Origin of the sequence: Alicyclobacillus fodiniaquatilis (assembly GCF_042678105.1) — a bacterium.
Classification (GTDB): Bacteria; Bacillota; Bacilli; order Alicyclobacillales; family Alicyclobacillaceae; genus Alicyclobacillus; species Alicyclobacillus fodiniaquatilis.
Window position 1 is genome coordinate 220 of the sequence record NZ_JBHUCX010000069.1, and the last position, 14622, is coordinate 14841.

13 protein-coding genes, 1 rRNA gene and 1 pseudogene are annotated in these 14622 nt (G+C 47.7%); 12 read left to right on the forward strand and 3 right to left on the reverse strand.

Annotated elements, in window-relative coordinates; all coding sequences use genetic code 11:
• Nucleotides 1-170 precede the first annotated feature (170 nt).
• A 5S ribosomal RNA gene (gene rrf / locus ACFSB2_RS17795) occupies nt 171-287 on the forward strand.
• A gap of 79 nt (nt 288-366) precedes the next feature.
• On the opposite strand, the gene ACFSB2_RS17800 is transcribed toward rrf, so the two are convergent.
• Nucleotides 367-1194, reverse strand: a complete 828-nt coding sequence (locus tag ACFSB2_RS17800) for a sugar phosphate isomerase/epimerase family protein (RefSeq protein ID WP_377944455.1) — start codon at nt 1192-1194, stop codon at nt 367-369.
• Nucleotides 1195-1404: 210 nt separating this feature from the next.
• Nucleotides 1405-1845, reverse strand: coding sequence for a hypothetical protein (locus ACFSB2_RS17805; RefSeq protein WP_377944456.1), 441 nt, complete (start codon nt 1843-1845; stop codon nt 1405-1407).
• Between the two features lie 530 nt (nt 1846-2375).
• Here ACFSB2_RS17805 and ACFSB2_RS17810 point away from each other — a divergent pair.
• The 3 genes from ACFSB2_RS17810 (at nt 2376) to ACFSB2_RS17820 (ending at nt 6626) form a co-directional block, all read left to right on the forward strand.
• On the forward strand, nt 2376-3221 hold the full coding sequence (locus tag ACFSB2_RS17810; protein ID WP_377944457.1) for an SDR family oxidoreductase: 846 nt from the start codon (nt 2376-2378) through the stop codon (nt 3219-3221).
• A gap of 141 nt (nt 3222-3362) precedes the next feature.
• Nucleotides 3363-5294 (forward strand): AMP-binding protein, encoded by a 1932-nt coding sequence (locus ACFSB2_RS17815; protein ID WP_377944458.1) that lies wholly within the window; start codon nt 3363-3365, stop codon nt 5292-5294.
• 222 nt (nt 5295-5516) lie between these two features.
• Nucleotides 5517-6626: a glycoside hydrolase family 172 protein gene (locus ACFSB2_RS17820; protein WP_377944466.1), complete on the forward strand. Its 1110-nt coding sequence runs from the start codon at nt 5517-5519 to the stop codon at nt 6624-6626.
• A gap of 6 nt (nt 6627-6632) precedes the next feature.
• Here the strand turns inward: ACFSB2_RS17820 and ACFSB2_RS17825 are convergent, their stop codons facing one another.
• The gene (locus ACFSB2_RS17825; RefSeq protein ID WP_377944459.1) at nt 6633-7808 is read right to left on the reverse strand and encodes an MFS transporter; all 1176 of its coding nucleotides are present in this window, start codon (nt 7806-7808) and stop codon (nt 6633-6635) included.
• A gap of 363 nt (nt 7809-8171) precedes the next feature.
• Here ACFSB2_RS17825 and ACFSB2_RS17830 point away from each other — a divergent pair, with 363 nt between their 5' ends.
• The 8 genes and pseudogenes from ACFSB2_RS17830 to ACFSB2_RS17865 all read left to right on the forward strand — a co-directional run bounded on the left by ACFSB2_RS17830 (nt 8172) and on the right by ACFSB2_RS17865 (nt 14619).
• Complete coding sequence (locus ACFSB2_RS17830) at nt 8172-9368, forward strand: ROK family transcriptional regulator (RefSeq protein ID WP_377944468.1); 1197 nt, start codon at nt 8172-8174, stop codon at nt 9366-9368.
• 111 nt (nt 9369-9479) lie between these two features.
• Nucleotides 9480-10220, forward strand: coding sequence for a glucosamine-6-phosphate deaminase (gene nagB, locus ACFSB2_RS17835; RefSeq protein WP_377944460.1), 741 nt, complete (start codon nt 9480-9482; stop codon nt 10218-10220).
• Between the two features lie 193 nt (nt 10221-10413).
• Nucleotides 10414-10833: a VOC family protein gene (locus ACFSB2_RS17840; protein WP_377944461.1), complete on the forward strand. Its 420-nt coding sequence runs from the start codon at nt 10414-10416 to the stop codon at nt 10831-10833.
• A 15-nt stretch (nt 10834-10848) separates the two neighbouring features.
• Nucleotides 10849-11391: a GNAT family N-acetyltransferase gene (locus ACFSB2_RS17845; protein ID WP_377944462.1), complete on the forward strand. Its 543-nt coding sequence runs from the start codon at nt 10849-10851 to the stop codon at nt 11389-11391.
• A 41-nt stretch (nt 11392-11432) separates the two neighbouring features.
• The gene (locus ACFSB2_RS17850) at nt 11433-11852 is read left to right on the forward strand and encodes a GNAT family N-acetyltransferase (protein ID WP_377944463.1); all 420 of its coding nucleotides are present in this window, start codon (nt 11433-11435) and stop codon (nt 11850-11852) included.
• Nucleotides 11853-11907: 55 nt separating this feature from the next.
• On the forward strand, nt 11908-12978 hold the full coding sequence (locus tag ACFSB2_RS17855) for an alpha/beta hydrolase family protein (RefSeq protein ID WP_377944464.1): 1071 nt from the start codon (nt 11908-11910) through the stop codon (nt 12976-12978).
• 130 nt (nt 12979-13108) lie between these two features.
• Nucleotides 13109-14332: pseudogene (locus tag ACFSB2_RS17860) on the forward strand (MFS transporter).
• Nucleotides 14333-14442: 110 nt separating this feature from the next.
• Complete coding sequence (locus ACFSB2_RS17865) at nt 14443-14619, forward strand: hypothetical protein (RefSeq protein WP_377944465.1); 177 nt, start codon at nt 14443-14445, stop codon at nt 14617-14619.
• Nucleotides 14620-14622: the final 3 nt, after the last annotated feature.

Below are 14622 nucleotides of genomic sequence, written 5' to 3' on the forward strand. Positions count from 1 at the left end.
TCAGAAGCAAGGGCAGACTGTAGTGAAAGCTACGGTACAAAAAGCAAGACGCTTAGTCAGGTGAAGGGTTGCGAATATGTAATCTGAACCGAAGACGAGTGGTGGGAGCGAAAGCATCTGCAGCGGAGCCTGGGTTTGGCGAAGCGAAGCCGCTTGAGCGAACACCCGAGTCTGGCGGCCATAGCGGAGGGGAAACACCCGTACCCATACCGAACACGGACGTGAAGACCTCCAGCGCCGAGGATACTTGGAGGGAGACTTCCTGGGAAAGTAGGACGTTGCCAGGCGAGAGAGAAGAAAGCCCCCTGTGCGCCACGAGATGTGGTGGCAGGGGGCTTTTTGTTTTATGCTGTATAAGCAACGAGGTTACAAATAGTTCTCTACGATGTTTTGGACGCGTGTGATACCTTCCCATTCATCACCCGCACCATCGAAGACAATGGTGATAGGACCGTCATATTCGGCTTTGGGTAGAAGCTCCAGACAACGCTGAAATTCAGGTGCGTCGGGTAGCCCGTTTTCATCGTAGTGCGCTTTAGCATGGACAGATTCAGCAAAGGGCAGGATCTGCGCCAGTTCATCATATTTTTGTGTCGATTTGAAGTTGCCGAAGTCGCAGATGAGTCCAAGCTGTTCATTACAAGCGTTGTACAGGTATAGGCAGTTTTCAGGTGTTGAAGAAAGTGATTTAAAGTTTTCGGTGATAATATTGACGTTCTTCGGCGTTGCATAGTCAATCAGTTCCGAAAGAGCCGCTGCGGCTAACTTCAGTCCCTCAGTGTCACTGGGGGCGGACTCACCAGCAACCACGCGAACTCGCTCTGCGCCTACAGTCGCTGCAACGTCTATCCAATCTTTGATGTAGGCAATATCAGATGAACGACGAACTGGATCACTACTAGAAATATCTCCATAATCGACAAGCAGCGTATAGAAGGTAACGTCAGCATCTGCAAACGCTTGCCGCAATTGTTGCAGATACTGAGGGGATGTGCTGGGGAAATTGAAATGGCAGACGTCCATGGCCTTGAAGTTTCGTTCTGCTGCTATCGCCGGCAAAGCAATCAGTTCAATGTTCGCTGGTTGTGGGACTTCTTCAATGATTTGTTCCTGTGTTTCTGGATTCCACTGGGTCATGCGCAGTGGTCCAAGACTGCGGTGTAGGCTCCAAGTGGTGAGAGAAAAATAGGACATGGGTATGAGTCCCCCTTAGTTGGTATGCCTTCATGATACTTATGCGCTTTCATTTGTCAATCATATGCGAATAATGCGCTTTCATATCTAGGTTGACGTGTTTGTTTCACATCTTAAGCGCGCTTTTCACTGTGGCTTGCAAAGAAAAATGTGCGTTCAGCAACAGGCTAAGTTGCCCCCATTCTCAATGAATGAGGGCAGGTCTTCGTCTTATAGTCTTGCGCTCACAATGCCGAGCACCACAATAATGCCAATCATGACTATCCAGGAAGTTACATAGAGCAAATTGAGTTGGCGGCTCAATATGTCATCAAATGAACCAGACTGAATACGCACGGAAAGAAAATGACTTTGCAGCGTGATCGCAATAAGGGAAAAAATGATGACGGCTCCACCTATACCTGTCATGAGATTGACCCACAACGGAGATGCGCCACTCGTGCCAAGCAAAATGCCGCCGCTGATGAGCATTACCAGAGCACCAGCGGCGCCGACGATAGTAAGCTTGCCTTGAAGTTTGTTCAACACCTGTTTGACGTCATTGCTGATATGTCGACTCCGTAGGCCAAGTACGCAAACGGCCATGCCTAAGATAGCGCCAAGCCAAACCGCGAGACCAAGCATATGAAAAAACCAGGCTACATCTTTCACATATACCCTCCTTCAGTGTCAATGTAAAACGTTACTTGCAATAGGCTGCTTGTTCAATATGCTTGGCCAACAGGTTGTGTCGCTTTTGCGAAAAACTTCGAAAAGGTAGCGCACTGCCAGGAAGCGGCAATACGCCTTTCTGTCAGTTTTCAATATTATGCAAATTATTCGGTGAGGCTATGTCACTTTATAAATTGGCCAGCAGAGACCTTGTCCACTTCTTGAAGTCTTCGATGGAAGGAGTTCTGCCCTCCTGTCTGCATTTCTTTTCATACATCTCCCAGATGTCCTTTTCATGTATCTGACCGCGCTTTTTTTCCATTTTCATCACCTCATCATTGTAATTGATATCAATAGGGTTTCTAGCTCAGGGAAGTGGCAGCGGATCAAATGACCATGTGTAAAATGTGGTGCATGGCTACTATTGTCCGTATTGTGTGCCAATGTAGACCTGATTTATCCAAATGAAAAAACCTTTCTGCAAATTGGGCATATGCTGATACATGTTTTTTGTGAGAGGGGCATCAAACATGGGCTTTCCACCACAACATCAACCGCGTCAGCCAGGAATTGAATCAGATATGCGCCCAAGGCCGATCTTTGACAATCCACATTATCGCGCGGCAGATAAGCTAAAAGGCAAAGTGGCTATCATAACAGGTGGCGATAGTGGCATTGGCCGAGCAGTCGCTGTGGCCTTCGCCAAAGAAGGGGCAGACGTTGTCATTGTATATATGGATGAGCACAATGACGCGCAGGAGACCAAGTATTATGTAAAACAGTATGGCCGTCGTTGTGCATTGATCCCTGGAGATATCACAGATGAACACCATCGTTGCAAAATTGTGCCTTATGTCATGCAGAAGTTCGGCCGTATTGATACGCTCGTCAACAATGCGGGTGTTCAGTATGTGCAGAAAAGTTTGTCCCAAATTGAGAACCGTCAGATGGAAAAGACATTCCATACCAACGTATTTGCACATATCATGCTGACGAAAGATGCGCTTTTACATTTGGCAGAGGGAAGTACCATCATCAACACTGCGTCGATCACGGCTTATCGCGGCGAAGCGGACTTGATTGACTACGCTTCGACCAAAGGCGCCTTGGTGTCATTCACCCGTTCTCTGGCGTTGTCTTTGGCCAAAAAGGGCATTCGTGTCAACGCTGTGGCACCGGGTCCGATTTGGACTCCACTCATTCCGGCGTCATTTTCACCTGAAAAGGTAGCGACATTTGGCGATGATGTCCCTATGGGACGCGCTGGGCAACCGTTTGAATTGGCGCCAGCATATGTGTACCTGGCGTCAGAAGATTCGTCTTACATGACGGGGCAGGTGTTGCATCTGAATGGCGGCGGTTTTGTCAGCAGCTAGTGTCTAAGAATTTGAACGCGTCCGTGTCGGTGATGATTCAAAGTTTTGTGCTTTACCAAACCACAGTGCGCAAAGTAGAATATCTAAATGAACGTTTGACCGAGCGTGCGTCAAAAATTTAAATGAGTAGGGAGCGTATGCATGCCATCCCAAATATCCAACCAGTTTGATTGCAGCCAACAAGCGATTTATCTACTGAACAATACAATACACACACAATTTAAGCATCTGCTGAAAGAAATCCCTACAGATATAAAAATATTCGTCAACCGTACACTCGAAAAACGTTACCTGGATATTTTACAAAAGCGGGATTATGGTGTCATTTCGACGCAAAATGTGTTTACATTTCGCACGCTCCTTAGGCGGTTGAGAGATGGTCGTCCAGTTTTCGTCTTCTTGGATGTGGATCAAGCTGCTTTTCAAGCCATCGGCTATATCGCCTATCAGACCAAAACGCCGATTGTTCCCGTATACGTGAATCACCGCAGTTTTACTTGTCAGAAAAGGATTGAGTTAAACCATCTGTCAGACGTGTTGCCTACCATCCAATCATTCCTGTTTGAAACGTATATGCAAAAAGATGTGGATCTGTTTAATGAACTGCTTGCCGCTGCGAGGTACTATGGCGACGAGGCTGTCGTTTGTAAAGATATTTCCGGGCAGATCAACTATAAAAATTTGTTGTTGAACATCTATGTATTAAGTCAGCGGTTAAGGAAAGAAACGACATCGGCGGGTAAAAACATCGGTGTTTTCCTGCCAAATTCAATCGGCAACTTGGTAACGTTGTTTTCGCTTTTCTATATCGGTAAGACACCGGTGATGTTGAATTATTCAGCTGGCGCTCAAACCATTATTCACGCATGTGAGACGGCAGATTTGACAACCATTTTGACCTCTCGCGAGTTTATTGCGAAGGGACAATTGGAAGCAGTTGAAGCAGAATTAAAAGCCAATTATCGTTTGGTCTATCTTGAAGATGTCAAACAGGCCATTTCAGCGATGGATAAAATAAAAGGATTTTCGCTCTTTTTGAAACGAAAAAAAGCCGCAAATGCGAATCATGAAGTTATTCTCTTTACGTCTGGCAGCGAATTTCGCCCCAAAGGTGTCGTGTTGTCACATGGCAATATTTTTGCAAATGTACAACAAACACGCGCGGTCATCGACTTCGGCGTTCAAGATAAAATGTTGAACGCAATGCCAATGTTCCACAGCTTCGGGTTGACGGCTGGGGCGATTTTGCCGCTGTTGTGCGGCGTTCAGACATATCTTTATCCGTCACCGCTTCACTACAAGCGGATTCCCGAGTTGGCCCGTGAAGAGGGATCGACCATTTTATTTGGCACTTCTTCCTTTCTGGAGAAATACGGGCAATTCGCGAAGGAGGATGATTTTCGAACGATGCGGTATGCGGTCGTGGGCGCTGAACGATTAAAGGAGGAGGTGGAGCGATTCTGGCTGGATAAATTCAACTTGCAGATTATGCAGGGATACGGCGCGACGGAGACTGCCCCCATCATGTGCCTGGATACACCACTGAATCACAAGCAAGGAAGTGTCGGGCGATTCTTGCCTGCTATCCAGCATGACTTAGAGGACGTTCCAGGCATTCCTGAAGGCGGTAAACTGTTTATCAAGGGACCGAACTTGATGAAGGGCTATCTCCTGCACGAACAAGGATATATTCCGACAGATGGTTGGTATGACACGGGGGATGTGGTCACTGTGGATGAAGCAGGTTTTGTGACTATTATTGGTCGCCTGAAGCGGTTTGCCAAACTGGCCGGGGAAATGGTGTCTTTGAATCTCGTTGAACAGTTGGCTGCGCAATGTTATGGCAGCACAGATTTTGCTGCAATCAACGTGCCGGATTCAAGAAGAGGAGAAAAAATCATTTTGGTGACGACGGACCCCAACTTGTCACTCGCTTCGTTGCAAACTTTTATTGCCCAAACAGGATACTCTCGTTTGCATACTCCCAGCGAGGTCAGATGGATTGAAGAGTTCCCATTGATGGGCAGTGGAAAAACGGATTATGTGGCGTTAAAACAACTCGTTCAAGCTTAGGTTCAATTTTGTATCAGGTCGTGGCAACTCGCAACATTGCGAAATTCTATGCCAAGCGGTGGCTGAACTTTGCAATGTTGCGAACAGGGGTTTGATAGCGGATCGAAATGAAGTACGCTATGAAGTGTATATTGACAAGCCGCATGGATTTATATGAATCTGAACATTGGGAACGTAAGCGCTTTCTGGTCGTGCGCCAAATGAGCGATGCGACAATTGAACATGTTGAAAAATGGACTGGAGTTGATTGATTTGCGGTTTAATGGCTTGGGTATGGGACTTGGCAATTTGTCTTTGTTATCAGATGCAAAGACGAGATCCATCAGTGCGGAAAATTTCACTGGCGAAAAAGGCAAAGGGGCGATGGCCAGTGAGGGAACGGGGAAAGCAGCAGCGAGAGATTTGGGCGTTGGTTGGAAAGTCTCTCCATCCGTCGTCATTCCAGCGCATGATTCGTTTACGCTTGCGCATATCCAAGAAGCTGGTGTGATTCAGCATATATGGCTGACCTGCGGTCCAGAGCACTGGCGCAACCTGATATTGCGGATGTACTGGGATGACGAGCAAACGCCGTCCGTGGAAACGCCGCTCGGCGATTTCTTCTGTAACGGTTGGGGGGAGCGGTGTAACGTCAATTCGCTGCCCGTCGCGGTCAATCCTGCCGGGGGAATGAACAGTTATTGGGAGATGCCCTTCCGCAAAACTGCGAGAATCACGGTTGAAAATCTCGGCGATACAGATGCTGTCTTGTACTATCAGATTACATACAGTCTGACTGAAGTGCCTGATGATGCGGCTTATTTTCACGCGCAGTGGAGAAGAAGCAACCCTGTCGCATACAAGGGTGTGCACACATTGCTTGAGCATGTCAGCGGAAAAGGCCATTACGTTGGCACTTATTTGGCATGGGGCGTGAACAATAACGGCTGGTGGGGGGAAGGAGAAATCAAGTTCTACCTGGATGGCGATGATGAATATCCCACCATTTGTGGCACCGGGACAGAGGATTACTTCGGCGGCGCCTGGAATTTTGAACATCCACACGGTCAATATGGGCAATATTCGACCGCCTATTTGGGACTGCCTCAAATCATCAAACCAGATGGTTTGTATCGCAGTCAGCAACGATTTGGCATGTACAGATGGCATGTGATGGATCCCATTCGTTTTGAGGAAGATCTCAAAGTGACGATTCAAGCGCTCGGATGGCGATCCGGCGGAAGATACCTGCCCTTGCAGGATGACATTGCCTCTGTCTCGTTTTGGTACCAGACAGAGCCGCATGCGCCCTTTCCTTCGCTGCCGGAGAAAGACGGGTTAGAGATCATCTGATGTGGGTTAGTGCACATCCAATTGTACAGAATCGAAATCTGAGGATACGGACTGGCGGGTAAAACGGGCAAACAGGATAAAACAGCAGACAGACAATGCGCCCAGTCCGGTGACGCATCCGTATAAAAGTAATGGTCCAAATTGTTCCAGAAACCAGCCGCCAAAACTTGTGCCCACAATTCCGCTCAAACTCCCGGCAATGGCGCCAAACAATGTTTGGGCTGTTGCCGTTTTTCCATTTGGGGAGAGGTTGGACACGAGTTGAACGGCGGCGCTCCAGTACAGCGCGTATGCGATGCCATCCAGCACCTGAATCGAAATGACGACGGCGGCACCTGGGTTAAAGATCATCACCGTGTATTTCAAGGTATAAAGGATGCTGGCTAAAATCACGACGGGCATCAGGCCAAGTCGCTTGATGATTCTACTCGAGATATAGAAAAATGGGACTTCCACGAGTGCGGCGACCGTGAAGTTCATGCCGACCCACCCCATTGGGTAATGCAAGTCCTGAAAATAGAGGGGCAGGAAGCTGAAGTTGATGGAGATGGCCATAGAGAGGATGAAGCAAATGACAATGAATGTGATGAGTGCTGGACCGCGTGCCACCTGTAATATGCCTTGAAGCAGCTTATCTTGGGATGGTTGCAGCGATTTTGTCTTCGGCAGAAGCAAAATGGCCAAGATGAGAATGACAGACAACCCGCCGTATACGATAAAAGAGGCCTGAATGCCAATGAGATGGTATATGTATCCTGCTACCATTGTCGTCAAGGCAAAACTGAGCGCGCCCCAGAGACGAATTTTTCCATAAGCGAATCCCGATCTCGCCCCTTCCTGCACGGTGATTGCGTCCATGATGGGGGCAGTCGACTGGGCGATGGCATACAGCACAGCCACCAGCAGCAAAGGCCAAAATTGGCGTGTCAGCGCGTAGCCAGCGTAAAGAATGGGAGATAAAAGCGCCGACAGAATGAGAATTCTGCGCGGGTCACTGGCTTGATCATTCAAAGAACCGAGAATGGGTTGCGCAAACATGCCAGCGCCGGAGCCCGCTGCCAACAGGAAGCCGATATGCGTGCTGTCAATGCCTTTTCCGCTCAGATAAAGACTGAGAAATGGCTGAGTAGCCGCCATTGCGACAAAAAAGACGAAGTAGTAGAAACTGAACAAGCGTTGCATGAAGCCGCCTCCCCATCATGACACCTATGCAGTTCTCAGAGTGAGCAAAAGCGAACAGGCTCATCTCCACAAACGCCGTACGTGGTTATCAGCGGTATGTTACGACACATTTTCCGCTCTGTATAGTGGTTTTTCACCATGTCATAAAATAAAGTTACGATAAAAATGCAGTTGATAGCTTCGTTCGATGACGTGATAAAATAAAGCGTGCGATCCGGCGCGTAGGCCGCTCTATCTGGCGATCAATGCACGATTGTATCTGAAACGGCCGTCAGTGAAGCATTGTAGATGGCGCATACAAAGGTATTGTTTCATTTTAAGGCGAAACAGACAAAATGGGAGAGGAGGCGGATGATTGTGCAGATGGAGAAAAAAACGCCAGCTAGTATGGGACAGGAAAACAAGGCGAATGTGCTTCATCTGATTAAGGAGGCCGGCCCCATCTCGCGAGCGGCGGTTGCCCGAACACTGGACATGAGTCGTTCTACGATTTCCGCCATTGTAGACCAGCTCATCAAAGAAGGGAGAGTTCGGGAAGGGGCCACAGGGGAGTCCACATCTGTCGGGGGACGAAGGCCAGTGCATCTTCACTATATTTCTAGCGCAAAATATGCAATCGGCGTGGACATCGGTGGCAGCAAAACAATTGTCTTGATTACAGACTTGGATGGAAATGTGATTTTGCGGCGCAAATTTCTGTCTCAAGTGAGAGATGTTGCGACCATAACGCATATTCTGCGGGAGGTGGAGGACTGCCTTCTGCAGTCGGGTGTAGAGCGCGATAGTGTCATTGGCACGGCCATTGGCTTCCCAGGTGTCACGTCAGCAGACGAAGGGATTGTCGTGCAGGTACCCGGTTTAAATTTGACGAATTTTAATGCAAGGCAGTTTTTCGGGGATTTGCCTGGTCCCATTCTGATTGATAATGATGTGAACATGGGTGTCATCGGCGAACGGTGGAAAGGCGCCGCGCAAGGGCGCGACAACGTTGTGCTGATTGCGTTAGGCACTGGCATCGGGGCTGGCATGATTCTGAACGGAAAACTGTATCGGGGAGCGGGAGGATACGCAGGAGAGATTGGCCATCTTCATGTCGATCCCGCCACGACGAGCCCGAAACTGGATCTCGGCGATTATGGTCCCTTGGAGCAAATGGCGTCCGGCAAAGGGATGGAGGATTTTGCGCTCGCAAATTTAGGAAATTATCCTGATACGTCTCTGACCGCTGAAAACATCACCACAGCCGACATTTTTGAAAGGGCAGGCGCAGGCGATATGCTGGCGGCGCACGTGGTCAATCAGGCATTGTCGTATCTTTCATTTTCCATTGCCAATATTGTGACCTTGTTGAATCCGGATGTCGTTATCCTCGGTGGCGGTGTGTCTCGCGTCGGTAGGCCACTGCTCAACATGGTTCGCGCGCGTGTCACGCGCTTGTCTCCTGTCTCGTGCGAAATTGTCTTGGCGGGACTCGGGGAGGATGCTGCGGCATTTGGCAGTGCGGCAAGTGTTTTGTTGCAAGCTGGCGAGTTACGGCTCACAGGGTTTACAACGGCTTAAATAAAATCGGAAGCACAAGTGAATGTATGTGCGTTATTTGTTCGTTCGAAAAGCAAACATTCATGTCAATTCCCTGGTTGTTTAAGTGACATCATGAGGAGGAACATCGTTATGAAAATACGGGTTTTTGAGACACCAAGCGATGCAGGACTATATGTCGCAGCGCTTGCGGAACGAGTGGTGCTTGATGTGCCCAATCCAGTATTGGGGCTAGCCACCGGCAGCACGTCTTGTCCTTTCTACCAGGCATTCGTCAAATTTGAAAAATGCGGATTGGACTTGTCCCGGACGACGACCATCAATCTGGACGAGTACATCGGTCTGCCAGATACGCATCCACAAAGCTATCACTACTTTATGAACGAGCAATTGTTCGATCACGTCAACATCCCCCGTGATCAGATATTCATCCCCGATGGCGCAGCCGCTGATCTCCATGCGGAGTGTGAGCGCTATGACGACATCATTCGCAAGCATCCGATTGATTTTCAGATACTCGGCATTGGGGTCAATGGTCATATCGGCTTTAATGAACCGAATGATCTACTGTTGTCGAGAACCCATGTGGTGGAATTGTCGCATGACACCATTGCCAGCAATGCGCGCTTTTTTACGGATGTTTCGGAAGTGCCGCGGAAGGCCATCACGATGGGAGTACAGGCCATCTTGCAGGCAAGGCAGATTGTCCTGATGGCATTTGGGAAAGAAAAAGCGCATATTGTCTCGCGCGCCATTCAGGGTGAGGTGCGCACCGACATTCCTGCGAGCATTCTGCAATTGCATCGCGATGTCACTATTGTTTTGGATAAATTGAGCGCCAGTGAGTTGCCACATGCAGAGTACATCGCCTGACGGCTTGGAATATGTGTGACGCATTGCCTCATTTGAAATGAACATTCAGCTTGTATCAGACGCCTTGTTGTGAGCGCGTTTGTGCAGCAAGGCGTGATCGAGTTGATAATCTTTTGCGAAAAAAGCGGTTTTGTCATGGTACGATGAGACTGTTGAAAACGGATGATTTGAAGCGGTAGGGAGTGTTAGCACAGTGTCCAAAATCACGACTTTTTTCATGTTTGAGGGGAAAGCGGAAGAAGCATTAAATTTTTATATTTCTTTATTCGATAATTCAAAAATCATAGAGATTCTCCGCTATGGGGCGAATGAGGATGGCATAGAGGGTACAGTAAAACAAGCTAGTTTTTTACTCTGCGGCCAGCCGCTTATGTGTATTGACAGCAGCGTGAAGCACGGTTTTTCATTTACGCCTTCGATATCCTTGTATGTGACCTGTGACACCGAACGTGAAATTGAGCGGGTATTTGATGCACTGGCGCAGGAGGGAACGGTGCACATGCCACTTGCAGCATACCCGTTCAGTCAGAAATTTGGCTGGGTGGCTGATCAGTTTGGCGTATCGTGGCAATTGAACTTAGCAGATGATGCTGTTGGGAAACACACTAGTTGAAAATGGGGCGAATACATGTCGGTGAATACGATTCCGCATACATGGGATACAGAAAGGCTTGTGATGCGGGAGCTTGTTGATAACGAAATTCATACAGTTCAAGCGTTGTATGAACAGGGTGGATATATCAGTAAATGGGACGGACGTGAATTCGACACGCAATATATCCATCATTGTTTCACCATTGGTGACTTACCACCAAATGGCGATAAAGAACATTTTAAAATTCAGTCTATACGTGTCAAGGAAACAGGAATTATTGCCGGATTACTCATCATTTATCATGGCTATCCAACGCCACAGACTGTCTATGTGACCTATCTATACATTGATCAAAATTATCAGAAACAAGGTCTGGGGCAAGAAGTTATAAATGGTTTGTTCATCAGATTGAAACGAATTGGATACGGCGAAGTCCGGGCTAATGTCGCTTTGAAAAATTGGACCGCCCTTAGATTTTGGATAAAACTTGGGTTGAATAGCATTGGCGGAATTTATGGACATAAAGAGCACTCTGCAGATACTTACGCAGATGTTGAGTTGATCAAATACCTTTAAAAGCCCATCTGGCGACTGCAAATCGGAGTTGAGCGTCACAAATGGAACTTGCATTGAACAATGGAATGAAGATTCACTTTCGTTCCTATCAAGACTCGGATTTTATCCATATACAAGCGCTCAATCGCAACGAAGGTTGGACGAATCTCGCCGATAACGATGAAGGAACAAAGGGTGCCTGGGAGCACTCCAACGTCAAAATGGTGGTATGTGTAGAAAACGAAGTGGTGGGGTATGTCAGAGGGCTCACGGACCAACACGTGACGCTTTATATTTGCGAATTGGCAATCAAAGAAGCGTTTCGTGGAATGGGGATTGGCAGAACATTATTGCGTTATGTTCATGGATTTTATCCTGATACAAGGATGGAGTTGCTTGCGTCGAGTCGTTCACGTTCATACTACGAACACCTGGGTTTTCGGGCTTTTTATGGGTATCGGAAAACGTTCGCGGAGTACTGATTTTTGATTCATCACTTGTTTTTGAGAATCATTGTTGATGGAGTGACTGTATGACATGGCAATTGGGCGAGTCACCAAAGTGTTGACAGATCATGGTCGGGCTGAGACATTCAATGATTTTGCAGGATGCAGGACATTTCCAATAAGCATTTTTTATTCAATCAATGCAGAGCACATACCACATCATCAAGCGAACTTCTTGTCCTTATTCCATCCTTTCGAGGATGAAGTCAGTCGTATTTTTTCAGAAATGGGGATCAGCAAAGAGAAGTTGGTGAATTATCCGGTATCTATCGTCGAAAATGCAAACCCTGTATTACCGTGCAATTCTTGTCCTGTAGTCATTTTTTCTCCAGCCTTTGGAATTGAGCGCGATTTGTACATGGAACTGATAACATCTATAGTGGAATCTGGTTATATTGTTGTTACTGTTGGAACTCCATATGAGAGTCTTTTTACTGTGTTTCCCACCGACACAATAATACGGCAAGCGAAACAAGTGTCCAATCAGGATTTCGCTGACTTTACTGGTTTGAAAGAACTTGTCCACATTAGGATGGAAGACATAAAGTGTGTTATTGATCATTTGACGCTTTGGAACAATGAGGATCGACTTCTTGGCAACAAATTTGACCTGAAACGCATTGGAATGATCGGGCATTCGTTGGGTGGTGCAGCTGCGTTTAATGCGGGGACACAGGACGAGCGTGTTCGATGTGTAGTTCTCCTCGACGCTAGTCTTCATTTGCTTGACTACTCAGATCTAGATGTTCCTCTTTTAAACATGCGTCAACAGGCAGCATCACTACCTGAGCTGCTTGCGGACATGCGCGAAGTCATCGCGACTGCTTACATTGATGGCCAAAGACGTCTGTATGACTGTGTGCAATCTACCAAGTCATTCGTGAAGGTCATCGGTTCGAGCCATATGTCATTTTCTACATTTGGGCGTCTGGTGGAACAAACGTCAACGGACGTTACAAACACCATACAGCAGGTGACAGTCTCATTTCTGAAAGAGTTTCTGTCAGGAGAACAAGGTGTCTATAGCGAACTCATTCATGGTGGCAACAGGCCACCTAATTTGATCGAAATAAACAATATGGGCGTCGCGTATAGTCCTTAAGAAAATATAATTATGAACTTGTGCAATCGACTGTTCTATTCAGATTCTTTTGTTATACTATGATCGCATCCTCTGCTTTTTATCGATCCCGATAGGACGTGATCCACGCGTGAAAAGCAATTCACCCTCAATGGCTAGCTTGTTTCGAAACCGCTTTGTTGTGACGATTCTGATGTCCGGATTAATGGTTCAAATTGGTATGTGAGTGCGCAACTTCTCTGTCTTGTTGTTCGTGGTTGACAAGACGCATGGGAATGCGTTCGCGGTGTCCATGATCTCTGTGGCCGAGTTTGCGCCCATTTTCCTTTTTTCGTTCATCGGCGGGACGTTTGCAGATAGGTGGCGGCCCAAGCGGACCATGGTCATCTGTGATGCACTGAGCGCTTTGTCGATTATGGTCGTTCTCCTCGTGTTGTCGTATGGTTCCTGGCGGGTGGTGTTTGTCGCGACGCTCGCATCCTCCATCCTAAGCCAATTCTCGCAACCCTCGGGGATGCGGCTGTTCAAGCTGCATGTCCCAGAGTCGCTGATGCAAGCCGGGATGTCCATCTACCAGACCGAGTTTGCGGTGTTTATGATCTTGGGTCCTATGCTGGGGACGTTCGTCTATCAGCATTACGGAATCAAAGTGGCCATCGCCATCACTGGTCTCTCCTTCTTCCTTTCGGCAGCCATTTTGACGCTGTTACCGAAAGAGGAGCGGATGAAACAGACCCAAGAAAAGTCCACAGTGCTCAAGGATATGAAGCTGGGTTTGCAGTATGTGTTGGACAGAAAAATTCTCACTCTGTTGGGCGGAGCCTTTTTGGCAGCAGGATTGGGACTCGGTCTCATCAATCCGCTTGGGGTCTTCTTCGTTACGGAACGTTTGGGATTGTCGAAGGATATGTTGCAGTGGTTTACCGCAGCCAATGGATTGGCCATGATCATCGGCGGTGTATTGGTCATGGGGTTCTCCAAGCGAATTCCACCGCAACGTCTGTTGATGCTCGGCATGGCCGTCAATGTGGCTGTATTCGTCTGCTTCGGATTTGCGACCAATTTGTGGTTGTCGCTCGGCGCTCAATTCTTCAGCGGCCTATTCATGCCGGGACTGCAAATTGGCATCAACACGATGATCCTGGAGAATTCTGAGGGAGATTTCGTAGGTCGGGTTTCCGGCACATTAAATCCAATGTTCATGGGCGGCATGGTGCTGACCATGATGTTTGCGGGCTGGCTCAAACAGTTGACCTCTCTTTCGTTCATGTACACGTCCGCCGGCGTGTTGTTCTTCATTGGCGTGCTCATCTTGATGCCCATTTTTGGCATGAAGATGAAAGCGAAGGCGCCTGTGGAAATGGATTTGACTTGACGCACGACCGGGTAAATGACTGAAGTACCAACATCCTTCAAGACTTCTTATTGATCACGATGGAGTCTTAACTCGGTTACCACTACGCTATTGGATTGGTGATGATACAAGTGGAAATGGAAATCCGCGATTTTGTTGGCGAAGTCACGGAAGACTTACCGAAGTTTGATGCCCGATTGGCTGTATTTTATCAGATGCGCCGTAAAAGCCCTTGCTTTAGCTATGGGGATATAAGGCGCTCGCCGTTAGGCGAAATGTCTTTTAACGATCAACTAAACATTAGATGACAT